Annotated in this window: 19 protein-coding genes and 1 pseudogene; 12 read left to right on the top strand and 8 right to left on the bottom strand. The window is 69.7% G+C overall.

Annotated elements, in window-relative coordinates:
- Nucleotides 1–120: 120 nt before the first annotated feature.
- Nucleotides 121–318 (bottom strand): annotated as a pseudogene (locus AC1DSA_RS07800) (cold-shock protein); the annotation flags it as partial.
- A gap of 243 nt (nt 319–561) precedes the next feature.
- Here AC1DSA_RS07800 and clpS point away from each other — a divergent pair.
- The 4 genes from clpS (at nt 562) to AC1DSA_RS07780 (ending at nt 5970) form a co-directional block, all read left to right on the top strand.
- Nucleotides 562–921, top strand: a complete 360-nt coding sequence (gene clpS, locus AC1DSA_RS07795) for an ATP-dependent Clp protease adapter ClpS (protein WP_477887745.1) — start codon at nt 562–564, stop codon at nt 919–921.
- Between the two features lie 57 nt (nt 922–978).
- Nucleotides 979–3324 carry an ATP-dependent Clp protease ATP-binding subunit ClpA gene (clpA, locus tag AC1DSA_RS07790; RefSeq protein WP_477887744.1) on the top strand — a complete coding sequence of 782 codons (2346 nt, stop codon included), beginning with the start codon at nt 979–981 and terminating at the stop codon, nt 3322–3324.
- Nucleotides 3325–3427: 103 nt separating this feature from the next.
- Nucleotides 3428–4813, top strand: coding sequence for a DUF1800 domain-containing protein (locus tag AC1DSA_RS07785; RefSeq protein ID WP_477887743.1), 1386 nt, complete (start codon nt 3428–3430; stop codon nt 4811–4813).
- 2 nt (nt 4814–4815) lie between these two features.
- Nucleotides 4816–5970: a DUF1501 domain-containing protein gene (locus AC1DSA_RS07780; RefSeq protein ID WP_477887742.1), complete on the top strand. Its 1155-nt coding sequence runs from the start codon at nt 4816–4818 to the stop codon at nt 5968–5970.
- Here the strand turns inward: AC1DSA_RS07780 and AC1DSA_RS07775 are convergent.
- The 5 genes from AC1DSA_RS07775 to AC1DSA_RS07755 all read right to left on the bottom strand — a co-directional run bounded on the left by AC1DSA_RS07775 (nt 5967) and on the right by AC1DSA_RS07755 (nt 11044).
- Nucleotides 5967–6728 (bottom strand): TSUP family transporter, encoded by a 762-nt coding sequence (locus AC1DSA_RS07775; protein WP_477887741.1) that lies wholly within the window; start codon nt 6726–6728, stop codon nt 5967–5969. The two genes, AC1DSA_RS07780 and AC1DSA_RS07775, sit on opposite strands and share 4 nt — an antisense overlap.
- Nucleotides 6725–7189 (bottom strand): EVE domain-containing protein, encoded by a 465-nt coding sequence (locus tag AC1DSA_RS07770; protein ID WP_477887740.1) that lies wholly within the window; start codon nt 7187–7189, stop codon nt 6725–6727. Before AC1DSA_RS07770 ends, AC1DSA_RS07775 begins: the two co-directional genes overlap by 4 nt.
- Before the next feature lie 43 nt (nt 7190–7232).
- Nucleotides 7233–8645 (bottom strand): cytochrome P450, encoded by a 1413-nt coding sequence (locus AC1DSA_RS07765; protein ID WP_477887738.1) that lies wholly within the window; start codon nt 8643–8645, stop codon nt 7233–7235.
- A gap of 105 nt (nt 8646–8750) precedes the next feature.
- The gene (gene eno / locus AC1DSA_RS07760; RefSeq protein ID WP_477887736.1) at nt 8751–10028 is read right to left on the bottom strand and encodes a phosphopyruvate hydratase; all 1278 of its coding nucleotides are present in this window, start codon (nt 10026–10028) and stop codon (nt 8751–8753) included.
- Nucleotides 10025–11044, bottom strand: coding sequence for a phosphotransferase family protein (locus AC1DSA_RS07755; protein WP_477887734.1), 1020 nt, complete (start codon nt 11042–11044; stop codon nt 10025–10027). Before AC1DSA_RS07755 ends, eno begins: the two co-directional genes overlap by 4 nt.
- A 91-nt stretch (nt 11045–11135) precedes the next feature.
- Between AC1DSA_RS07755 and AC1DSA_RS07750 the strand changes: the two genes are divergently transcribed.
- The 3 genes from AC1DSA_RS07750 (at nt 11136) to AC1DSA_RS07740 (ending at nt 14070) form a co-directional block, all read left to right on the top strand.
- Nucleotides 11136–12032, top strand: coding sequence for a ketopantoate reductase family protein (locus tag AC1DSA_RS07750; RefSeq protein ID WP_477888040.1), 897 nt, complete (start codon nt 11136–11138; stop codon nt 12030–12032).
- Between the two features lie 116 nt (nt 12033–12148).
- A complete protein-coding gene (locus AC1DSA_RS07745) occupies nt 12149–13030 on the top strand; it encodes an isocitrate lyase/PEP mutase family protein (protein ID WP_477887732.1) in 882 nt (293 codons plus the stop codon).
- A gap of 26 nt (nt 13031–13056) precedes the next feature.
- Nucleotides 13057–14070, top strand: a complete 1014-nt coding sequence (locus AC1DSA_RS07740) for a Bug family tripartite tricarboxylate transporter substrate binding protein (protein WP_477887730.1) — start codon at nt 13057–13059, stop codon at nt 14068–14070.
- Between the two features lie 4 nt (nt 14071–14074).
- Here the strand turns inward: AC1DSA_RS07740 and AC1DSA_RS07735 are convergent, their stop codons facing one another.
- Nucleotides 14075–14833 (bottom strand): HAD family hydrolase, encoded by a 759-nt coding sequence (locus AC1DSA_RS07735; protein ID WP_477887728.1) that lies wholly within the window; start codon nt 14831–14833, stop codon nt 14075–14077.
- A gap of 203 nt (nt 14834–15036) precedes the next feature.
- Here AC1DSA_RS07735 and AC1DSA_RS07730 point away from each other — a divergent pair, with 203 nt between their 5' ends.
- From AC1DSA_RS07730 to AC1DSA_RS07715, 4 genes are all read left to right on the top strand, one after another.
- Complete coding sequence (locus AC1DSA_RS07730; RefSeq protein WP_477887726.1) at nt 15037–17688, top strand: glycoside hydrolase family 19 protein; 2652 nt, start codon at nt 15037–15039, stop codon at nt 17686–17688.
- Nucleotides 17689–17867: 179 nt separating this feature from the next.
- On the top strand, nt 17868–18359 hold the full coding sequence (locus AC1DSA_RS07725; RefSeq protein ID WP_477887724.1) for a hemerythrin domain-containing protein: 492 nt from the start codon (nt 17868–17870) through the stop codon (nt 18357–18359).
- Nucleotides 18356–19495 (top strand): glutathione-independent formaldehyde dehydrogenase, encoded by a 1140-nt coding sequence (locus AC1DSA_RS07720; protein WP_477887722.1) that lies wholly within the window; start codon nt 18356–18358, stop codon nt 19493–19495. Before AC1DSA_RS07725 ends, AC1DSA_RS07720 begins: the two co-directional genes overlap by 4 nt.
- Before the next feature lie 187 nt (nt 19496–19682).
- Complete coding sequence (locus AC1DSA_RS07715) at nt 19683–20036, top strand: collagen-like protein (protein WP_477887720.1); 354 nt, start codon at nt 19683–19685, stop codon at nt 20034–20036.
- Nucleotides 20037–20147: 111 nt separating this feature from the next.
- Here AC1DSA_RS07715 and AC1DSA_RS07710 read toward each other — a convergent pair whose 3' ends face one another.
- Nucleotides 20148–20399 carry a hypothetical protein gene (locus tag AC1DSA_RS07710; protein ID WP_477887718.1) on the bottom strand — a complete coding sequence of 84 codons (252 nt, stop codon included), beginning with the start codon at nt 20397–20399 and terminating at the stop codon, nt 20148–20150.
- Nucleotides 20400–20668: 269 nt separating this feature from the next.
- Here AC1DSA_RS07710 and AC1DSA_RS07705 point away from each other — a divergent pair, with 269 nt between their 5' ends.
- A complete protein-coding gene (locus AC1DSA_RS07705) occupies nt 20669–22330 on the top strand; it encodes a hypothetical protein (protein WP_477887716.1) in 1662 nt (553 codons plus the stop codon).
- Nucleotides 22331–22390: the final 60 nt, after the last annotated feature.

Here is a 22390-nt window from a genome sequence, read left to right as displayed (position 1 = left end):
GTGGTCGTTGCCGCCGCCGCCGTGGACGGCCGCCGCATGGAACTGCGGTGCGCGCACCTTGGGCTGGCGCGGAGGTCGATCCACCGGCTCGGGGGCCTGCGTCTGGATCGCCCCCGGCTGCGCCTGGATGTTCTGGGCGAGCTGGCCCTTGGGTCCTTGCTGGATGTCGAAGCTCACGCGGGATCCCTGCTTGAGCGTCTTGAAGCCGTCCATGGTGATCGCCGAGAAATGGGCGAACACGTCCGACCCGCCTCCATCCGGTTCGATGAAGCCGAACCCCTTGGCATCGTTGAACCACTTGACAGTTCCGGTCGCCATGATTGCGCGCCCCTCGCTTTTGTTCCCTCAGAGGCGAAAGAGTGTCCTTGAAGACCGTCCAGCTGTCAATATTTTCACTTAGTTGAGCGCAAGTGCCCGTCATTCAATGGTTTCTGCTCGGCCGCACGCGAAGATGCGCGAACAATGTTCCGCGCCCGAATCCATGTCGCTTGAATGTGACGGGACCGTCACCAATTCACCTTGGGTCGGCGGGTGCGATTTCCGGTCGATAGAATGATTTTCATGGCCAGTCAGACACCTCTTCCTCCTCCGGCCGGTCCCGTCATCCGGCCCGCGGACGACGACGGCGGCTCGGTGGTGGCAGAGCGGAAACTCCAGAAGACCAAACCCCCGCAGATGTACCAGGTCGTCATGCTCAATGACGACTACACGCCCATGGAATTCGTGGTGGTGGTGATTCAGGAATTTTTCAACAAGGATCGCGAGACGGCTACACAGATCATGCTGAAGATCCATCTGGACGGGAAAGGCATCTGCGGCGTCTATTCGAGGGACGTCGCGGCCACGAAGGTCCAGCAGGTCCAGGAGGCGGCCCGCCAGGCGGGACACCCCCTTCAATGTTTGAGTGAACCGGTCGATTGAGCCGGGACTCAGAGGAAGAGGTAAGAACGTTTTGAACGACAGGCAGAAGGAAATCTCATGATTGCCCAGGAATTGGAAGTCAGCCTCCACATGGCCTTCGTGGAAGCGCGTCAGCAGCGCCACGAGTTCATCACCGTGGAGCACCTGTTGCTGGCCCTGCTGGACAATCCCAGCGCGGCCGAAGTGCTGCGCGCTTGCAGTGCCAACATCGACGACCTGCGCAAGTCGCTGGCCAACTTCATCAAGGACAACACGCCCCAGGTCGCGGGCACGGACGACGTCGACACCCAGCCCACGCTGGGTTTCCAGCGCGTCATCCAGCGCGCGATCATGCACGTGCAGTCCACCGGCAACGGCAAGAAGGAAGTCACCGGCGCCAACGTGCTGGTCGCCATCTTCGGCGAGAAGGACTCGCACGCCGTGTACTACCTGCACCAGCAGGGCGTGACGCGCCTGGACGTGGTGAACTACATCGCGCACGGCATCAAGAAGAGCGATCCGCCGGAGCCCTCCAAGGGCGGCGAGAACTCGTCTTCCGAGGGCGAAGAGGGCGGCGAGAAGAACGAGAAGGCCTCGCCTCTCGAGCAGTTCACGCTCAACCTGAACCAGTCGGCCAGGGACGGCAAGATCGACCCGCTGATCGGCCGCGAGTACGAAGTCGAGCGCGTGATCCAGATCCTGTGCCGCCGCCGCAAGAACAACCCGCTGCTGGTGGGTGAGGCCGGCGTGGGCAAGACCGCCATCGCCGAGGGCCTCGCCTGGCGCATCGTGCAGAAGGAAGTGCCGGAGATCCTCGCGGATTCCACCGTGTACTCCCTCGACATGGGCGCGCTGCTGGCAGGCACCAAGTACCGCGGCGACTTCGAACAGCGCCTCAAGGGCGTGCTGCGTTCGCTGAAGGACAAGCCCAACGCGATCCTGTTCATCGACGAGATCCACACCCTGATCGGCGCCGGCGCGGCGTCGGGCGGCACGCTGGACGCGTCCAACCTGCTGAAGCCGGCGCTCTCCAGCGGCGCGCTCAAGTGCATCGGCGCGACCACGTTCACCGAGTACCGCGGCATCTTCGAGAAGGACGCGGCCCTGTCGCGGCGCTTCCAGAAGGTCGACGTGGTCGAGCCGACGGTGGAGCAGACGGTGGAGATCCTCAAGGGCCTGAAGTCCCGCTTCGAGGAGCACCACAGCGTGAAGTACGCGGCCGCCGCCCTGCAGGCCGCCGCGGAACTGAGCGCCAAGTACATCAACGACCGGCACCTTCCGGACAAGGCCATTGACGTGATCGACGAGGCCGGCGCGGCCCAGCGCATCCTGCCGGTGGGCAAGCGCAAGAAGACCATCTCCAAGGCGGAAGTCGAGGAGATCGTGGCCAAGATCGCGCGCATTCCGCCCGCCTCGGTGTCGAACGACGACCGCAGCAAGCTGCAGACCCTGGAACGCGACCTGAAGAGCGTGGTGTTCGGCCAGGACAAGGCGCTCGACATCCTGGCGGCCTCGGTCAAGATGGCGCGCTCCGGTCTCGGCCGCGGCGACAAGCCCATCGGCGCCTTCCTGTTCTCCGGCCCCACCGGCGTCGGCAAGACCGAAGCGGCGAAGCAGCTGGCCTACATCATGGGCATCGACCTGATCCGCTTCGACATGTCCGAGTACATGGAGCGGCACGCGGTGTCGCGCCTGATCGGTGCGCCTCCCGGCTATGTCGGCTTCGACCAGGGCGGCCTGCTCACCGAAGCCATTACCAAGAAGCCGCACGCGGTGCTGCTGCTCGACGAAATCGAGAAGGCGCACCCGGACATCTTCAACGTGCTGCTGCAGGTGATGGACCACGGCACGCTGACCGACAACAACGGGCGCAAGGCCGACTTCCGCAACGTGATCATCATCATGACCACCAACGCGGGCGCCGAGACCATGAACAAGGCGGTGATCGGATTCACCACCGAGCGCAGCCCGGGCGACGAGATGGCCGACATCAAGCGGCTATTCACCCCCGAGTTCCGCAACCGCCTGGACGCCACGGTCAGCTTCAAGCCGCTCGACGAGCAGATCATCCTGCGCGTGGTCGACAAGTTCCTGCTCCAGCTGGAGCAGCAGCTCGCCGAGAAGCGCGTGGAGGTGACCTTCACCGACGTGCTGCGCAAGTACCTGGCCAAGAAGGGCTTCGACCCGCTGATGGGCGCCCGCCCGATGCAGCGCCTGATCCAGGACACGATCCGCCGGGCGCTGGCCGACGAACTGCTGTTCGGCAGGCTCACGGAGGGCGGCCGCCTCACGGTCGACATGGACGTGAAGACCGACGAGAAGGGCACCGAGACCGCGGACGTGAAGCTGGACATCCAGCCGCTGCCGCGCAAGGAAGGCAAGGCCAAGCCCGAGCCGGAGGAAATCTCCACCGACGGGCAGTAAGCCGGCCCGCCACGAAGAAGCCGCCTCCGGGCGGCTTTTTCGTTTACACGCGCGAAACGGCCGGGACAACGCAAACGCCCGCTGCCGGTGTCCAATGCGGTCCATGAGCGCCGCCGCCATCGCACTGAACCGCTTCGGCCTGGGCGCGCGTCCGGAGGACGCGCCGCCCGCGGATCCGCAGCGCTGGCTGCTGTCCCAGTTCGAGCGCTACGACCCGCTGCCTGCGCCCTGGCGCGCGCAGGAGCGTACGCCGGGCGCAGTGCAGGCGCTGCTCGCGGGGCAGCGCGCCGTGCGCGAGGCCGCTGCCGGCGGGCAGCAGGCCGCGCGGCAGGCGTACCGGCGCGACGCGCGCGAGGCCTACCTCGGTGCGGTCGGCGCTCGCACAGGCAGCGCGCTCGGCACGCCGGCGCCCTTCGTGGAGCACCTGGTGCATTTCTGGGCCAACCACTTCGCGGTGTCCGTGGACAAGCTGCCGGTGCTGGGCCTCGCCGGCGCGCTGGAGGCCGATGCCATCCGGCCCCAGGTGCTGGGCCGCTTCGAGGACATGCTGCTGGCCGTCACGCGCCATCCGGCGATGCTGCTGTACCTGGACCAGGCGCAATCGATCGGCCCGCAGAGCGTCGTGGCGCTGCGCGCGGCGGAACGGCAGCAGCCGCGCCGGCGCGGGCTCAACGAGAACCTGGCGCGCGAGATCCTGGAGCTGCACACGCTGGGCGTGCGCAGCGGCTACACGCAGGACGACGTCACCGAGTTCGCGCGGGCGCTCACCGGCTGGACGCTGCCCGGCCTGCCCGGCCTGCCCGCTGGCGAAGGCGCGGACGCCGCAGGCGGCGCCTTCGCTTATCGCGCGGTGCTGCACGAGCCCGGGAGCCGTACCGTCCTGGGCCGCGTGTATGCGCAGGCGGGAGAAGAACAGGCCCGCGCCATCCTGCACGACCTCGCGACCGCGCCGGCCACGGCCAGGCACATCGCCACCAAGCTGGCGCGCCACTTCGTGGCCGACGATCCGCCAGCCTCCCTGGTGCAAGGCCTCGCCGGGGCTTTCCAGCGCAGCGGGGGCGAACTGCCGACCGTCTACCGGGCGCTGGTTGCCGCGCGCGAAAGCTGGGAGCCCGCCGCCTCCAAGTTCAAGACGCCGTGGGAGTGGGCGGTCTCCAGCCTGCGCGCGCTCGGGCGCAACGAGGTGCCGCCGCTACAGGCCGCCGCCCTGATGAACCAGCTCGGCCAGCCGGTGTGGCGCCCCGGTTCGCCGGCCGGCTACGACGATGTCGCCGCGACCTGGGCCGCGCCGGACGCGCTGCTGCGCCGGGTTGAAGCGGCGCAGCGGATCGCCGCGCAGGCCGGCGACGCGGTCGATGCCCGCAGCCTGGCGCCCCGCGTGCTGCCCGGCCGGCTGGGCGAGTCGACCGTGAGCGCCATCGCGCGCGCCGACAGCCCGGCCAGCGGCCTCGCGCTGCTTTTGGTCTCGCCTGAATTCCTGCGGAGGTAAGCATGACCCTCGCGCGCCGCCACTTCCTCGCCGGTGCCGGTGCCTTGTTCGCGGCGCCGCGCATCCTGTTCGCGCAGGCCGCCACTGAGCGCCGCTTCGTCTTCATCCTGCAGCGCGGCGCCGCCGACGGATTGAACACGGTGGTGCCGGTGGCCGATCCGGCCTATGCGGCGCTGCGCGGGCCCCTGGCGATCGACGCCGTCGGCGCCACCCGGCTCGATGGCAGCTTCGCGCTGCATCCCGCGCTGAAGGAATTCGCTGCCCTGCATGCGCAGGGCCAGGCGCTGTTCGTGCACGCGGTGGCGTCCCCCTACCGCGAGCGCTCCCACTTCGACGGCCAGAACGTGCTGGAAAGCGGCGGGACCGCGCCCTACCAGCTGAAGGACGGCTGGATGAACCGGCTGGTCGCGCTGCTGCCCCGGCACGGCAAGGGCGCGATCGCGCTGGCGCCGACCGTGCCGCTGGCCTTGCGCGGCGCCGCGGAGGTCACTTCGTATGCGCCGTCGGCCTTGCCGCCGGCGGGCGACGACCTGCTGCAGCGCGTGCAGCAGCTGTATGCCGGCGACGCGCAGCTGCACGCGCTGTGGTCGGCCGCCATGGATGCGCGCGGCATGGCGGGAGCGAAGGAAAGCGGCGGCGGCAACCGGCAGGACCCGGCGGCGGTGGGCCGGATGGCGGCGGGCTTCCTCGCGCAGCCGCAAGGCCCGCGCATCGCGATGATCGAGACCGGCGGCTGGGACACGCACAGCGCGCAGAACGCGCGCCTCGCAGCCCAGTTGCGATCGCTGGACACTCTGGTGGGCTCGCTGAAGGAAGGGCTGGGTGCGGCGTGGCAGGACACGGTGGTGCTGGTGGCGACCGAGTTCGGACGCACCGCGGCGGCCAACGGAACCGGCGGCACCGACCACGGCACGGGCTCCGCGGCCTTGCTGGCCGGCGGCGCGGTGCAGGGCGGCCGCGTGATCGCCGACTGGCCGGGGCTGACCGCTTCCGCGCTGCACGAAGGACGCGACCTGCGGCCGACGCTGGGGCTGGATGCGCTGATCGCCGGCAGCGCGGCCGAATGCTTCGGCCTGGACAACGAGCGCGTCGCCCGGACGCTGTTCCCGCGCGGCACGGGCGCCGGCAAGGCGCTGCCGCGCCTGGTGCGCGCCTAGGCCAGCAAGGCGTGCACGGCGGGCACGACCAGGCCCACGCCCGTGATCACCAGCAGCGCGCAGACGATCATCAGCACGGTCTCGCGCCGCCATGCCGGCGGATGCCGCCGCAGCCACCAGGTGATGCCCATCACCACCGGCACCGACAGGGCGCACATCAGCAGCGAACGCGCGCTGAACTGGCCGGACGGGACCACCATGGCCAGCCGGATCAGCGAGCCCGCGGCGAGCGTCGCCACCAGCGTGTCACGCACGGTGTCCAGGTCGAGCGGCTGCCGGTAGTACTGGTACACCAGCGGCGGACCGGAGGCGGAGAACAGCCCGCCCAGCACGCCCGACACGAGCCCGAAGCCACGGAAGGACCAGCGCGACGAACGCTGCGCCAGCGGCTGCGTGCGCACCAGCACCACGACGGCGCAGGCGATCACCACGACGCCCAGCAACAGCCGCAGCAGCACCACCACGTTGGCGCTCAGCCAGGCCATCAGCGCGACGCCGACGCCGTAGCCGAACACGCTGCCGGTGATCGTGGTGCGCAAGATCGTCCAGTCCAGCGACTCACGCGTTCCGCGCAGGGCGATCGCGGCGCTGGCCAGCGACAGCACGGTCGCCACGTTTGCCACGTCGGGCAGGGCGGCCAGTTCGAACAGGCTGGTCAATCCCAGCAGGATGAGCGCGAGCGCGAAGCCGGTGATGCGCTGCGCGAAGGTGGCGACGGCGACGCACAGCAGGAAGGCGGCCAGCTGCCAGCCGCTCATGCGGCGGCTAGCAGCTTGACGATGCGCTTCCAGTGCTTCGGCTCCACCGGCGTGATGGACAGGCGATTGCCCTTGCGCAGCACCACCAGGTCCTGCAGCTGCGGATCGGCACGCAGTTCGGGCAGCGTGAGGTTGCGCGTCTTCTTCAGCACCTGCACGTCCACCAGCACCCAGCGCGGCTCGTCCGGCTTGGACGCCGGGTCGTGGTAGGGAGACTTGCGGTCGAACTGCGTCGGATCGGGGTAGGGCGTCGAGGCCACGCGCGCGATGCCGACGATGCCGGGCTCGGCGCAGCTCGAGTGGTAGAACAGCACGCCGTCGTCGACGCGCATGCCGTCGCGCATGAAATTGCGGGCCTGGTAGTTGCGCACGCCGGTCCAGGGGACCGTCGACTTGGGAGCGGCCAGGGCGTCGTCCACCGACACCTCCTCGGGCTCCGACTTCATCAGCCAGTAGTTCATGGCGGGCGATTATCGAACGCGCGGCGCGCGTTGTCCGCCGCTTTCAGCGCGGGCTCAGGCGCATGACCAGGGGTGTGGGCGCCATGGTGAAGGCCAGGCGCTCCCGCACCGCGCCGCCGTCGGCTGCTTCGACGCTGTCGAGGCGGAAGCCGCCCAGCAGCGTGGCCACCGCCATCTTCATCTCCAGCAGGGCGAGATAGCGCCCCGGACACATGCGCGGCCCCGCGCCGAAGGGCATGGCGATGCGCTTGGCGCTGCCGGCCTCCTCGCGCAGCCAGCGGTCCGGGTCGAAGGCCTCGGGACGCTCGAAGTGGCGCGCGTCGCTGGTGCCGGCGCGCATGAGGAAGATGCACAGCGTGCCCTTGGGGATCGCGATGCCGCCCAGCACGGTGTCGCGCTCGGCCTGTTGCGGCAGGATGGGGGCGACCGGCTTCAGGCGCATGGTCTCGTGGCTGCAGGCCTCGACGAAGGGCAGCGCGTCGAGCTGGTCCAGCCGGGTCACCACCCGGTTCTCGCCCAGGGCACGGCGCACTTCGGCGGTGGCGCGCTCCAGCGCCCAGGGGTGCCGCGCCAGCAGCACCATCATCCAGGCCAGCGTGTTGGCGGTCGTGTCCTCGCCCGCCAGCAGCATGGTCGCGACGTTGGCGGCGACGTCCTCGTCGGTCAGCGCATTGCCGGGCCGGTCGCGCGAGGCGATCATCGCCTCGATCAGGTTGCTGGGCTCCTCGCGCAGGGACGGGTTCGCGTCCATGCGTTCGCGCGCCGCGGCGACGAAGCCCTGCACGGCCGTGCGGAAGGCGTCCAGGTGGTGGTCGAGCGCGCGGTCCGCCGGCAGCTTGACGTGGCGCCAGTAGGGAAAGGGCGCCAGCGTCCGGCGGAACAGCGCCGGAAAGATCTTTTCCATGTGGTGCTGGATCACGTCCTCCTCGCCTTCCAGCGTGTTGATGTCGGCGCCGAAGGCCAGCCCCGCGATGACGTCGACCGTGTAGCGCATGAGGTCGCCCTGCACGTCGATCACTTCACCCTGCCGCGCGGCGTGCTCCCAGCGGCGGGACAGGCGCCTCGCCACCTGGATGAGCGCGGGCACGTAGCGCTTGATGTGCCCGGGATCGAAGGCCGCCATCACCATGGGGCGCTGCCGGCGCCACTTCTCGCCATTGGAGGCGAACAGTCCTCCGAACCCCATCTCGGTGGCCGTGCTGGACACCCGCTCGGTGCGGCTGAATGTGCCCGGCCGGTCGCGCAGCGCCTCGGCCGCCACCTGCGGATCGCCCATCACGACGAACTGGCGCGTCCAGATGCGCACGCGGTAGGCATCGCCGTATTGCCGCCGCCATTCCTCCAGCTGCTCGTGGAAATGCGGCAGGCTGATCTGGTGCGCGTTGCCGACCAGGGGCAGCCCGGACGGACCGGGGAGGTCGGCAATGCGCGTGGCGACGGCGGCGGCTGCAGTCATGGAGTCTCCCTTCGCTGAACCGGGCAGCTTACGTTCGGCCCGGCCCGCGCGCCAGTGCGCGGGACCGTCCGCGACGCCTTCTCCCCCAATCGGGAGAGGGCCGGCTCAGCGCCGGGGCGCGAGTGCGGCGCGGCCCGCGAAGCCCGCGGGTGCACCCGGGCGGGACTCCAGGCGGATGCCCTCGTTCCACTTGGCCATGCGCTCGGAGCGGGCGAACGAGCCCACCTTCAGCTGCCCCGCGTTCCAGCCGGTGGCCAGGTGCACGATGGCCACGTCCTCCGTCTCGCCGGAGCGGGCCGAGACGATGGTCGCGTAGCCCAGCGCGAGGGCAGCGTCCAGGGCTGCCTTCGTCTCGGTGACCGTGCCGGCCTGGTTCGGCTTGATGAGCACGCAGTTGCAGGCGCCCAGCTGCGCCCCGGCACGCACCCGCTCGGCGCTGGTCACGAAGTAGTCGTCGCCCACCACCTGCACGCGCCCGCCCACCGCCTTGGTGAAGGCGACCAGTCCGGCCTCGTCGTCCTCCGCCAGCGGGTCCTCGATCGACACGATGGGATAGCTTTCGATCCAGCGCAGCAGCCGCTCGCAGAGGCCGTCGCTGTCCAGCTCCTGCTGGTCCAGCGCAAGGCGGTAGCGGCCCCCGCGGCCGAACTCGGAGGCGGCGATGTCCAGCGCGATGGCGACGTCCTCGCCCGGCGTGTAGCCGGCCTTCACGATGGCGTGCACCAGCGTGTCCAGCGCTTCCTCGTTGCGGGTGAAGTTCGGCCACCACCCGCCCTCGTCAGCCACGCCGGCCAGCGCACCGCGGCTGGCCATGATCTCGCCGGCGGCGCGGTACACCTCGGCGGTCATCTCCATCGCCTGCGCGAACGAGGTGGCGCCGGTGGCGATCACCATGAAGTCCTGCACGTCCACCCGGCGGCCCGCGTGCGCGCCACCCCCGAAGACCTGGATCTGCGGCAGGGGCAGCTGCACCGGGCGTCCCTGCGCCAGGTAGCGCCACAGCGGCTCGCGCGCCTGCGCCGCGGCGGCGTGCAACACGGCCAGCGAGGTCGCGACCAGCGCGTTGCCACCAAGGCGTGACTTGTTGGGCGTGCCATCCAGTGCGATCAGCAAGTGGTCGATGCCTTCCTGGTCCGCCGCGTCGCGTCCCACCAGCGCCGGCGCGATCTCGCGCTCGATCGCGCGCAGTGCCTGCTGCACGTCGAGTCCCCGGAAGCGCTGGCCGCCATCGCGCAGCTCCACCGCCTCGCGCGTGCCGCGGGAGGCGCCCGCCGGTGCCATGCCGATGCCGGAGCTGCCATCGGCGTTGATCACTTCCACTTCGACGGTGGGGCGGCCGCGCGAGTCCCAGATGCGGCGCGCTTGCAGGCTTTGGATGGTCATGCGGAAAAGGAAAAGTGGCGCGCCCAGCGCGCGGCGAGGGTGGTGAGCGAAGGGGTCGGGTCCTGCAGCAGTGCGATGCTGGCGCGGCGCACGGACTCCCGCGTGGGTTCATCGAGGTACTCGACCGGCGACTTGCCGTCCACCCGCGCGAGCGTGAGCCCGGGCAGCAGGGTGGCGACGCGCGCTTCGAGCTGCGCCGCGTCTTCCCAACTCACGTGCGGCCAGTAGGCCTGCAGGAAGGCGTCGAAGCTGGCGAGCAGCGATGCTGCGTGTGCGGGCAGGTGCGCCGACTTCAGCAGGAAATGGTTCAGGCAGAAGGCCAGGTCGAAGGCCGGATCGCCGAACCAGGCGCACTCGGCATCCAGCAGCACGGGACCGTCCGGTCCCAGCAGGATGTTCTTGGGACTCACGTCGCCGTGCACCAGCACCCGGCGCGTGGCGGCGGTGCGCTGGACCGTCTCGAGCAGTCCCTCGGCGAGCGCGGGGTGCACCCGCGCCGTCTCCACCAGGTAGGGCTCCAGCCGGATCGCGTAGAAGTTGTCGTCGGTGGCGAAGCGGGCGGCGATCGCTGCATCGTCCGCCGTCGCGGCATGGATGCGGCCCAGCACGTCGCCCACGGTGCCGGCCAGCGCCGGGTCCACGCGGCCCGCCAGCAGCTCGGACTTCCAGTTGCGGTACTCGGGCCCCAGGAAAGGCATCACGAAGCTCTTGGTGGCCGTGTCCTCGCCCAGCACGCGCGGCACGTGGCCCGGCACGATGCGGTCCACGGTGCGCAGGTAACCGACCTCGGAGAACACCCGTTCCACCGGCACCTTCCATTCCTTGGCCACCTTCAGCTGCGGCAGCGCCTGCTTGACGCAGTAGCGGCCGCTGCGCAGGTCCACGCGGTAGATGCCGGAGGAGACGCCGCCGGTGAGGGCCGTCGCGTGGACCGCCTCGTCCGCTTGCGCCAGGCCCAGCGACAGGAAGATGCGGCGCATCGCCGCCGCGTCCTGCGAGAGATCCACGTACGCCATGGGGGCGGAGTATGACAGCCGCACCGGGGGCGTTTCCGCTGGTTTAGCATGCCGGCTCGCAACCAGGAGCTGGCTCATGGATGGACAGAAGCTGAAGGTCGCCGTGATGGGCGCCGGCGCGGTCGGCTGCTATTTCGGCGGCATGCTCGCGCGCGCCGGCCACGACGTGACCTTCATCACGCGGCCGCAGCACGTCGAGTCGATCTGGCGCGACGGCCTGCGCATGGAGACCCGGACCTTCGACGAGCAGGTGCGGCTGAACGCGGTCACCGAAGCGAGCGGCGCGCAGGATGCGGACCTCGTGCTGTTCAGCGTCAAGTCGATGGCGACGGAGGAAGCGGGCCGTTCCCTCGCGCCCTTCCTGCGGCCGGACGCCCTGGTGCTGTGCCTGCAGAACGGCGTGGACAACGCGGACCGGCTGCGCTCCGTGCTGCCGCGGCACGCGGTGGCCGCGGCAGTCGTGTACGTCGCCACCGAAATGGCCGGCCCCGGCCACTTGCGGCACCACGGCAGAGGCGAGCTGGTGATCGAGCCGGCGGCCGGCAGCGAGCCCGCGGCCCATGCGCTGCGCGGGGCGGGCGTGCCGACCGAGATCTCGGACAACGTGCGCGGCGCGCTGTGGCTCAAGCTGATCCTCAACTGCGCCTACAACGCCGTGTCCGCGATCGCCCAGCGGCCCTATGGCGAGAACGTGCGGGGCGAGGGCATCTGGGACGTCATGCGCGACGTGGTCGACGAATGCCTGGCCGTGGCCCAGGCCGACGGCGTGACCGTATCGGCCGATGCGCACGCCGCCGCCCGCAAGCTGGTGGAGAGCATGCCGGCGCAGTACTCGTCCACCGCGCAGGACCTCGCGCGCGGCAAGCCGACCGAGATCGACTTCCTCAACGGCTACGTCGTGCGGCGCGGCGAGGCGCTGGGCATCGCGACGCCCGCCAATCGCGTGCTGTGGGCGCTGGTGAAGCTGATCGAGTCCAGACCGCGTTGAGGGGCGGACCCGGATTCGCGCCTGCGGGCAGCAGCGACGCCCACGGCCTCCAGGGACCCCTAGTCGAGGACGCCCCCGTACACTCGCACGGCGCTTCAACTCATGGCACGTCCATCATGGATCCTTCCCAAGCTTCCCGCGTTTCCCTCGCGCAGCGCCTGCGCCAGCCCGGCCTGGTCGTGGCGCCGGGGGTCTACGACATGGTGTCACTGCGCCTGGCCGACAGCTTCGGCTTCGACGCGCTCTACATGACGGGCTTCGGCACGGTGGCCAGCCACCTGGGGCTGCCCGACGCAGGCATCGCGACCTACACCGACATGGTCCAGCGGGTGCGCACCATGGCCTCCATGGCGACGGCGCCCCTGATCGCCGATGGCGACACCGGCTACGGCGGCCTGCTGAACGTGGCCCACACGGTGCGCGGCTACGAGGCGGCGGGCGCGGCGGCGATCCAGCTGGAAGACCAGGAGTTCCCGAAGAAATGCGGGCACACGCCGGGCCGGCGCGTCGTGCCCATGGCGGACATGGTGCGCAAGATCCGGGTCGCCGTCGAAGCGCGCAGCGACAAGGACTTCCTCATCATCGCCCGCACCGACGCCCGCACCGCGCTGGGCCTGGACGAAGCCCTGCGCCGCGCCGAGGCCTACGCCGAAGCCGGCGCCGACGTGCTGTTCGTCGAATCGCCCGAGTCGGTCGAAGAGATGCAACGCATCGGCCGCACCCTGGACCGGCCGCTGGTGGCCAACATGGTCGAGGGCGGCCGCACCCCGGTGCTGTCGCAGGCGGACCTGGAGGCGATCGGCTACAAGATCGCCATCTTCCCGGTGACCGCGCTGCTCGCTGCCACCGAGGCCATGCGCGCCGCCTATGCCCAGATCCGCCGGCACGGCTCGTCAGCGGGCCTTGCCGCGCCGCTGATGCCCTTTGGCGACCTGACCAGGCTGATGGGGTTCGAAGAGGTCTGGGACTTCGACCGCCGGCACGCCGAAACACCCTGAACAAACGACAACGGAGACAAGCAAGCATGATCCCCAACACTCCCTTCCTCCCGCGCACGACGCGCAGGCGATGGATCGCCGCGACCACGCTGGCCGCGGCCACGCTCGCCCTCGGCACGGCGCCGGCACTGGCGCAGGACGCCTGGCCCGTCAAGCCGATCCGGCTGGTCGTGCCCTTCACGCCGGGCGGCGTGACAGACACCAGTGCGCGCGTGGTCGCGGAGTTCCTGGGACGCCGGCTCGGGCAGCAGGTCATCGTCGACAACAAGCCGGGCGCTTCCGGCAACATTGGCATGGCGCTGGCGAAGGACGCCCCCGCGGACGGCTACACCCTCGTGCTGGGCTTCGACGGGACGATGGTGATCAACCCCCATGTGTTCGCCAAGCTTCCCTTCGACACGCTCAAGGACTTCACCCCCATCGGCAAGATCGGCAACGCGACGCTGATCCTGGTGGCCTACCCGAATGCACCGGTCAAGTCGGTGGCCGACCTCGTCAGCGTCTCCAAGTCCACGCCCGGCGGGCTGTCCTTCGGCACCTCCGGTACCGGGGGAACGCCCCACATCGCGGGCGAGCTGCTCAAGATGCGCACCGGCGCCAACCTCGTCCACGTGCCTTACAAGGGCGGCGGGCAGGCCCTGACCGACGTGATCGGCGGCAACATTCCCCTGGTCTACACGGCCGTGGCCGGCGCGCATGGCTTCGTCAAGAGCGGCAAGGTGCGCGCCCTGGCCGTGTCCAGCGCCACGCGCTCCCCGGCGCTGCCGGAGGTGCCGACCTTCGCCGAGGCGGGCGTCCCCGATTTCGTGGTCGACTCCTGGGTTGGCCTGCTGGCGCCGGCGGGCCTGCCGCCGGCCATTGCCACGCGCCTGAATGCCGAACTGAATGCCGTGCTCGCCGACCCGGAGGCGCGCGACAAGCTGCGCACGCTGGGCATCGAGGCCACGCCCGGCAGCGCGGCCCAGTTCCGCGACGAGATGGCGCGCGACCTGGCCCGCTACGGCGCGGTGGTGAAGGCCGCCGGCATCAAGATCGAGTAAAGCGCTATTCCGTCGGCGTCGGGCTTGCCGTCTTGCCCAGGGCATCCTCGGCCGGATGCAGCACCGCCAGCAGGTCCGAGGTGGTGCGCAGGATGAGGTCGACGCCCGCCTCGCGCAGTTCGCGCTCGGTGCCGAAGCCGCACAGCACGCCCACCGTCTGCGCGCCGGCCGCAACGCCGGTGCGCACGTCGATGGTGGTGTCGCCGATCATCAGGCACTGCGACGGGTCCACGCCCATCTTCTCGGCGCCGTAGAACAGCGGCTCCGGGTGCGGCTTCATGCGGCGCGTGGTCTGCGAGCCGATCACCGCCGTGAACAGCTCACGCACGCCGTAGTGCTCCAGGAAACGCTCCACGCGCGGCGCGCCGCCGGTGGAGATGGTGACCATGGGGTAGTGCCCGGCCAGCTTCTGCAGCATCTCCTGCACGCCCGCCACCATGTCGTGCGGCACCTCGTCCAGCGCTTCCGGATTGCGTGTGTGTGCGGGATCGGCCTGGCGCTGCTTCATGGCCCGCAGCCGCGTGCGCAGCCGCGTCAGCGGAACGTCCAGCCCGAGCTGGTCCAGCATCGCGTACGCACCGTGCACCGGCGTCTCCAGGCCCATCACCACCTGGCGCGCCGCGCGCTCGCCGCGCCGGCCGCTGACGCCCGGCACCCGGGCGAGCAGGGCGGCCAGTTGCGCGACCAGGCGGTCGTCGGTGTCGGCGATGGTGCCGTCGACGTCGAAGCAGAGGGCACGGATGCGGGCAAGGTCCAGGGGCATCGAAGGCAAGGGGATGAATCTGCCCCGAGCATAGAAGAACCGTCGCGTGCGCGGTGCCGCCATCACTGTCGAGCACGCGTGCCGCGCAGGCGCGGAGCGCAGCGCTGCGTTAGTCATTCTGCTTAGCCAAATTGGCGGATGTCGCCCGCAAGGGTCGGCGACTAAGGTCCCCGCGACGGCTGCTTTCAGCCACGGAGGCCCCCATGCTGGACGAACGTTCCCTGGAACAGATCATGCGCAACGCTTCGCGTGCGCGCCTGCAGCAATTCACCCCGGCCTTGCTGGAGGCGATGAAGCGCTTCGACATCGACGACAACCTGCGGCGCGCCGCGGCCTTCGTCGCGCAGCTGGCCCACGAATCGGGCGAGTTCCGCTTCATGGAGGAAATCTGGGGTCCCACGGCCGCGCAGGATCGCTACGAACCGCAGAGCGACCTGGCCAAGCGGCTGGGCAACACCGAAGCAGGGGACGGCAAGCGCTACAAGGGTCGCGGGCCGATCCAGGTGACCGGCCGCGCCAACTACCGCAAGTACGGCGAGCTGCTGGGCCTGGACCTGGTGGCGCAGCCCGAGCTGGCGGCGACGCCGGAGACGGGCTTCGCGGTCGCGGGACTCTTCTGGCAGCGCAACGGGCTCAATGCGCTGGCCGACCAGGGCGACTTCAAGGAAATCACGCGCCGCATCAACGGCGGCTTCAACGGCCTGGCCGAGCGCCAGAAGTTCTACGACCGCGCCCTGGCCGTGCTGGCGTCGCAGTTCCCGGCGATGGCGCCGCCCTCCAGTGCGCCGGTGCAGGAGCCGTGGCACCCGTTCGAGCGCGGCATGGAGCACGCGGGCCGGGAGATCAAGCCGCGGGCCGTGGCCAAGCCGGTGGACCGCACGCTCGACGCGCGGCCGGACACCACCGACTTCCGCGACACCATGTACGTGCCGACGCTGACCGAGGTGCCGACGCACATCCCGCTGGGCGACTACCTCGACTACGACGTGCCCATCCTCGACCAGGGCCGCGAAGGCGCGTGCACCGGCTACGGCCTGGCCACGGTGGCCAATTACCTGCAGCTGCGGCGCCGGGTGATTCCCGACAAGGTGCCGGTCAGCCCGCGCATGCTCTACACCATGGCGCGCCGCTACGACGAGTGGCCGGGCGAGGACTACGAAGGCTCCAGCGCGCGCGGCGCCATGAAGGGCTGGCACAAGCACGGCGTCTGCCGCGAGGAGCTCTATCCCTCCGCCGGCAAGGACGACGGCAAGGGGCTCACCGAGATGCGGACCTCGGAGGCGCGCAAGCGGCCGCTGGGCGCCTACTTCCGCGTCAACCACAAGGACCTGGTGGCCATGCACTCGGCCATCGCCGAAGTTGGCGTGCTGTATGCGACGAGCATGGTGCACGACGGCTGGCAGCAGGTGGGCGGCGACGGCGTCATCCGCTTTTCGGAGCGCATCATCGGCGGCCACGCGTTCGCCATCGTGGCCTATGACGACGAGGGCTTCTGGCTGCAGAACTCCTGGGGCCCGACCTGGGGCGCGGGCGGCTTCGCGCGCGTCAGCTACGACGACTGGCTGCGCAACGGCACCGACGTGTGGGTCGCGCGCCTGGGCGCGCCGGTGACGCTGCGCACCGCGGAAGGTACCGCCACCGCGCACTCGGCGGCGGCCGGCGAGTCGATCGCATATTCCTTCGCGGACCTGCGGCCGCACATCGTCAGCGTGGGCAACAACGGCGAGCTGCGCGCCGGCGGCGATTACGGCACCACGCCGCAGGGCCTGCAGCACATCTTCGACGAGGACATCCCGCGCGTCACCCGCGGCTGGAAGAAGCCGCGCATCCTGCTGTACGCCCACGGCGGCCTGGTCGGCGAAGAGGCGGCCGTGCAGCGCCTGGCCGAATACCGCCCGCACCTGCTGGAGAGGGAGGTCTATCCGCTGGCCTTCATCTGGCGCACCGACTACTGGACGACGGTCAAGAACATCCTGCAGGACGCGGTGCGCCGCCGCCGCCCGGAAGGCGCGCTCGACGCCGCCAAGGACTTCATGCTCGATCGCCTGGACGACGCGCTGGAGCCGCTGGCGCGCGCGCTGACCGGCAAGCGCGCCTGGGACGAGATGAAGGAGAACGCGCTGGCGGCCAGCAAGGCCGGCGGCGCCGCCGACCTGGTGGTCGACCACGTGCAGAAGCTGCATGCCTCGGGCGCGGAGGTGCACCTGGTGGGCCACAGCGCGGGCGCCATCCTGCTGGGCCCCGTGGCCACGGCGCTCGCCGGCGCGGGCGTGCCCATCGCCAGCTGCAGCCTGTGGGCGCCCGCCTGCACGATGGCGCTGTTCAACAAGCACTACCGGCCGGCGATCGAGAAGAAGCTGATCGGCCGCTTCGGCCTCTACGTGCTCAACGACAAGACCGAGCGCGACGACAACTGCGCCAAGATCTACAACAAGTCGCTGCTGTACCTGGTGTCCGATGCGTTCGAGGACAAGATCCGCATCCCGAGCGCCTTGCCGGGCGTGCTGCCGGACTTCCGCGAGGGGGTTCCCCTGCTGGGCCTGGAAAAGTGCCTGGGCCCCAAGGAGCGCGCGCTGTTCGACGGCACGCAGCACCAGCTGGTGATCGCCCCGAACCAGGCCGACCCCGCCACCGGCCCCGCGTCACAGGCGCGCGCCCACGGCGCCTTCGACGACGACCCGGCCACCGTGATGTCCACCTTCCTGCGCGTGCTGGGCGAGGTGCAGCCCCAGCAGGCACCCGCGCCGATCCAGGTGCGGCCGGAGATCGCGCCGATCAAGTTCCGCAAGAGTTCCGGCTCGCTGCGGGACCGGCGGCAGAACATCGATGCGATGACCTCGGTGCGCAGCGACTAGGTGCTGGTGCCTCGGCCGCAGGGCCCAGGCTGCCTGCTGAGGCTCGCGCCGGCGCGCGCGCGCACCCGCGCGCCGCGTCGCCTTGCTTCCTACAAACGACGCCGCGCGGTGCCGACGTTCCGGCGGCCCGTGCGTCCTAGAGTGTCCCGTGCGCTTCCGTCGCGCGACTAGAGGACCCCATGACCGAACCCATTGCCTACGAAAACGCCATCGACCTGCTCGATGCGGACCACAAGATGGTCAAGCAACTCTTCATCAACTACGACGCGCTGTGCGAAGACGGTGCGCCACCCAGGGACCGGCAGGCCCTGGCCGCGAAGATCTGCCAGGAGATCAGCATCCACGCCCAGGTCGAGGAAGAGATCTTCTATCCTGAGGTGCGCAAGGCCACCGGCGACGACCCGTTGATGGACGAGGCGCTGCACGAGCATGCGCAGGCCAAGGAGACCATCGCCAAGATCGAGGCCATGAAGGCCGGCGACAAGAAGCTCGACGAGACGGTAAAGAAGCTGGCCAAGCTCATCGACGAACACGTGCTGGAGGAGCGCGAGCAGATCTTCCTGAAGGCCCAGTACTCCGACCTGGACCTGCGCGGCCTGGCGGTGGCGCTGGCCAAGCGCAAGTTGCAGCTGAAGAAGAAGGCCACCGCGCCGGTAAAGGAGCCCGCATGAAAGCCCTCGTCTACAAGGGACCCCGCGACGTCCAGGTGGTGACCATGCCGGACGCGAAGATCGAACGGCCCACCGACGTGCTGGTCCGGATCACCAGCACCAACATCTGCGGCTCGGACCTGCACATGTACGAAGGCCGAACCGACATGGAGCCGGGCCGCATCCTCGGCCACGAGAACCTGGGCGAAGTGATCGAGGTCGGAAGCGCGGTGGACCGCATCAAGGTGGGCGACCGCGTCTGCCTGCCCTTCAACGTGGGCTGCGGCTTCTGCGAGAACTGCGAGCAGGGCCTGAGCGGCTTCTGCCTGACCTGCAACCCCGGCAATGCGGGCGCCGCCTACGGCTTTGCCGGCATGGGCCCGTACAGCGGCGGGCAGGCCGAGTTGCTGCGCGTGCCCTACGGCGACTACAACTGCCTGGTGCTGCCGCGCGACGCGGCGGAAAAAGAGAACGACTACGTGATGCTGGCCGACATCTTTCCCACCGGCTACCACGCGACCGAGCTCGCGGGCGTGAAGCCCGGCGAGACGGTGGTCATCTACGGCGCCGGGCCGGTCGGGCTGATGGCGGCGTATTCGTCCCTCATCAAGGGCGCGGCGCTGGTGATGGTGGTCGACACCCACAAGGACCGCTTGGCGCTGGCCGAGAAGATGGGCGCGGTGGCCATCGACAACACCGAGGACGCGGGCGTCGAGAAGATCCTGGAGCTCACCGGCGGCAAGGGCGCCGACCGCGGCTGCGAGTGCGTGGGCTACCAGTGCTGCGGCATGCACAAGCAGGAGGTGCCCAACCTCACCATGAACAACCTGGTGAAGACCGTCAAGGCGGCGGGCCGCATCGGCGTGGTCGGCGTCTTCGTGCCGGAGGATCCCAATGCCGAGGACCGGCTGGAAAAGCGCGGCCAGATGGCCTTCGACTTCGGCCAGTTCTGGTTCAAGGGCCAGAGCATGGGCACGGGGCAGGCCAACGTGAAGGCCTACAACCGGTTCCTGAGCCGCCTGATCGAACACGACAAGGCCAAGCCCTCCATGATCGTGTCGCACGAGTTGCCGCTGGCCAAGGCGCCGGAGGCCTACGAGAACTTCGACCAGCGCAAGAACGGCTGGACCAAGGTGGTGCTGAAGCCGGGGAAGTGACCGAAGGCCTGCACACGGCCGTAGCGCTGCTGTAGGCCAAAGTCCCCAATCGCGCCAACGGTCCGCGGAACGTACGGCACCGCACAGTGCCGCAGGCCGTGCAAGCGCAGGCTTGCACGGCTGAACTGCGCCTCATGCAAATCCCTGCCAGGGGGTAAGCGGTTTTCGCTCGATGGCAGGACTTCCCATGAAATTCGCAGCAACCCTTTCGATCGCCGCCCTGGCGGCAATCACCTTGGCCGCATGCCAGCGCGAGCCCGCGGTCGTCGCACCCGCTCCCGCCGCGGCACCCGCCGTCGTCGTGGTTCCCGGCCCGCCCGGACCCGCAGGCGCCACCGGTGCTTCAGGCCAGACCGGCTCCACCGGCTTGACCGGTGACACGGGGGCCACCGGCTTCACCGGGAGCACCGGCGCCATGGGCAACACGGGCACGACGGGCCTGACCGGCAACACCGGCGCGACCGGAAGCACCGGCGACACGGGCGCGACCGGCCAGCGCGGCAAGACGGGCGACAACATCGTGGTCGTGCCCGCGCGCTGATGCACGCAGGCCAGGCAAGGATGGCAGCCGCCCCGTCGGCGCAACGGGCGGGCTGTTCGTCCGGCGCGGCGCAAGCAGCCCAAGAGCTGCGGCCGCGCGGGACCTTGTGCGTCAGGAGGCGGCCGGCCCGGTCTCCTTGACGCACTTCTTCACGTTGCTGTTCTTCGCAGCGCCCGCCAGCTTCTTCTCGGTGGCGGCCAGCTCGCACTTGGTCTTGGCGTCGGTCTCGCATTTCTTCACGAACGATTTCTGGGCAGCACCGGCCAGTTTCTTCTCCTTGGCGGCAGCCATGCAGGCGGAATCCTCCGCGTGGGCGACGGTGGCGGCGAATGCGATCAGGGCGAGTGCGGCAAGCTTCTTCATGGTGTATTTCTCCAGGGAGGGGCGCGAAGGTGCGCAAGGGAATTCTTGCACAGCACCGCTACAGCAAAGTGCCGTGGACGCGGCCGTTTACACGCCGCGGTGACGACACGCGGGCCAAGGTCGAGCAGTGCCGCATTCCGCAGCCGCAGGTTCGCAACTACCTCCACGCGGCATGCGAGCCGACTTGCGGTGTGGCGATGGTTCCTACAGGCCTGCGTGGGCCACGCAACAGATAGTTGCGTCCCAACCTTTCGGGAAGTCCGCACGCCATGCGCCCGTCCGCGCGCCTTCGTCGATCGCTTCTCCTGCTGGCCGCCTGCCTGCTGCCCCCGCTCGCCCTGGCGGAAAAGCAGACGGTGTGCACCATCACGATCAACTCGGCCGACGAACAGCAGACCTTCCGCCGCTACCTTCCCGCGGACAAGTACCGCTTCGTGGAACTCGTCGAGCGCAACCGCCCCGAATGGCTCGCGTCCGCTTGTGAGGCCAAGGTGTCCTGCGACGTGCTGGTGATCTCCGGTCACCACGGCGAAGGCAACGTGTTCTTTTCCGATTCCCTGACGAAGCAGGAATTCCTGCCGATCGAGGAGCTCGAGCGCGTGTCCTGCTCGGGCTCCTGTCCCAGCCTGTTCGCGAACCTGAAGGAGGTCTACCTCTTCGGTTGCAACACGCTGAACCCGCAGCCGCAGCACACCATCTCGGGCGAGGTGGCGCGCAGCTACCTGCGGGAAGGCAAGTCCGGCGAGGAGGCGTCGCGGCTGGCGCGGCTGCTGGGCCAGCAGCGCGGGGAGAGCAGCCGCGACCGCATGCGGGTGCTCTTCAAGGACGTGCCGGTGGTCTACGGCTTTTCCGGCGTGGCGCCGCTCGGCCCGGTCGCGGGCTCCGTGCTGAACCGGTACTTCCAGGGCTCCGGGATTTCGGAGGTGGGCAAGGGCCGGCCGAGCAGCGGCTTGCTGCGGCAGTTTTCCAGCCACGGCATGGTGGCCGCCCGCGGGATCTCCGCCGGAGACCCGTTGTCCGCCTTGCGGCAGGACGTCTGCATGTTCGCGGACGACCGGATGGCGCCCGCGCAGAGGCTCGCCGCCATCCAGGGGTTGCTGCAAAGGCCCGTGGCCGAATCCCGATTGCTGCTCGACCGCATCGAGCGCTTCACCGACCGACTGACCGCCAGCGAGCGGGCACAGCCCGAGGTCGCACAGGCGTTGGAGCGCATCGCCAACGACAAGGCGTCCCGCGACCGTTACCTGGCCTTCGCGCGCGACGCCGACCAGGCCGTGACCCGCGCGCGCATGATCGACGTCGCGCAGGACCTGGGCTGGCTTTCCGGTTCGCAACGGCGCGAGGAGATCGTGAAGATGTTCGGCGACGTGCTGGCCCGCAAGAACGTGGCCGGGCCGGACGTGGACCTCGCGTGTGCACTCAACAAGAACGGCGACCTCGATGGCGCGCTGGACGGCATCGCCGCGCAAGCGCGCGGGGGCGGCATCGGCCAGACCGCCGTCCTGGCTTGCATGGGCAGTGCGGAAGCGCGCGAGCGCGTGCTGGAGGCGCTGGTGAGCCCATCGGACGCGGACGTGCGCATCGCGCAGGCCTACCTGCGCTACCGCCCCATCGCGGATGCGAACGAGCTGCGCGTCACCACGCGCGCCATCGCCCGCATGAGCGCACCGGAGGCGCAGGCCCGCGCGCTCGACGTGCTGGCCCGCCACTACCTCTCCGATCACGAAACCGTGCAGACGCTGGAGCAGCTGTTCGCGAAGACGCGCTCGTGGCCGGTGCAGAACGCCATCGCCGGCGTGCTGATCCGTGCCGACCGCAAGTCGATCGCCTCGCCCGAGCTGCTGCGCACGCTGCGTGAAAACCGCCTGAAGCCGTCTCCGGGCGACAACATGGTCGACGCCCTGATCCAGCGACTGCAGGAATCTTCCTGAGCTTCGCCTGCTTTTCGTTGCTGCGCGCGCGCATGCCTGGCTGAGCCGTACCGCTGTGGA

The organism is Ramlibacter sp. P4_H7 (assembly GCF_056400765.1).
Note: the sequence above shows the minus strand (reverse complement) of the source record. Positions and strands in the feature narration are given on the sequence as shown.

Bases quoted from the DNA above. Each gene is read 5' to 3' on its own strand.
- eno (WP_477887736.1), bottom strand. From the start codon at position 10,028: ATGACCATCCAAAGCCTGCAAGCGCGCCGCATCTGGGACTCGCGCGGC.
- AC1DSA_RS07715 (WP_477887720.1), top strand. From the start codon at position 19,683: ATGAAATTCGCAGCAACCCTTTCGATCGCCGCCCTGGCGGCAATCACC.
- AC1DSA_RS07735 (WP_477887728.1), bottom strand. From the start codon at position 14,833: ATGCCCCTGGACCTTGCCCGCATCCGTGCCCTCTGCTTCGACGTCGAC.
- AC1DSA_RS07775 (WP_477887741.1), bottom strand. From the start codon at position 6,728: ATGAGCGGCTGGCAGCTGGCCGCCTTCCTGCTGTGCGTCGCCGTCGCC.
- AC1DSA_RS07730 (WP_477887726.1), top strand. From the start codon at position 15,037: ATGCTGGACGAACGTTCCCTGGAACAGATCATGCGCAACGCTTCGCGT.
- AC1DSA_RS07785 (WP_477887743.1), top strand. From the start codon at position 3,428: ATGAGCGCCGCCGCCATCGCACTGAACCGCTTCGGCCTGGGCGCGCGT.
- clpA (WP_477887744.1), top strand. From the start codon at position 979: ATGATTGCCCAGGAATTGGAAGTCAGCCTCCACATGGCCTTCGTGGAA.
- AC1DSA_RS07765 (WP_477887738.1), bottom strand. From the start codon at position 8,645: ATGACTGCAGCCGCCGCCGTCGCCACGCGCATTGCCGACCTCCCCGGT.
- AC1DSA_RS07710 (WP_477887718.1), bottom strand. From the start codon at position 20,399: ATGAAGAAGCTTGCCGCACTCGCCCTGATCGCATTCGCCGCCACCGTC.
- clpS (WP_477887745.1), top strand. From the start codon at position 562: ATGGCCAGTCAGACACCTCTTCCTCCTCCGGCCGGTCCCGTCATCCGG.
- AC1DSA_RS07720 (WP_477887722.1), top strand. From the start codon at position 18,356: ATGAAAGCCCTCGTCTACAAGGGACCCCGCGACGTCCAGGTGGTGACC.
- AC1DSA_RS07745 (WP_477887732.1), top strand. From the start codon at position 12,149: ATGGATCCTTCCCAAGCTTCCCGCGTTTCCCTCGCGCAGCGCCTGCGC.
- AC1DSA_RS07770 (WP_477887740.1), bottom strand. From the start codon at position 7,189: ATGAACTACTGGCTGATGAAGTCGGAGCCCGAGGAGGTGTCGGTGGAC.
- AC1DSA_RS07755 (WP_477887734.1), bottom strand. From the start codon at position 11,044: ATGGCGTACGTGGATCTCTCGCAGGACGCGGCGGCGATGCGCCGCATC.
- AC1DSA_RS07705 (WP_477887716.1), top strand. From the start codon at position 20,669: ATGCGCCCGTCCGCGCGCCTTCGTCGATCGCTTCTCCTGCTGGCCGCC.
- AC1DSA_RS07725 (WP_477887724.1), top strand. From the start codon at position 17,868: ATGACCGAACCCATTGCCTACGAAAACGCCATCGACCTGCTCGATGCG.
- AC1DSA_RS07740 (WP_477887730.1), top strand. From the start codon at position 13,057: ATGATCCCCAACACTCCCTTCCTCCCGCGCACGACGCGCAGGCGATGG.
- AC1DSA_RS07780 (WP_477887742.1), top strand. From the start codon at position 4,816: ATGACCCTCGCGCGCCGCCACTTCCTCGCCGGTGCCGGTGCCTTGTTC.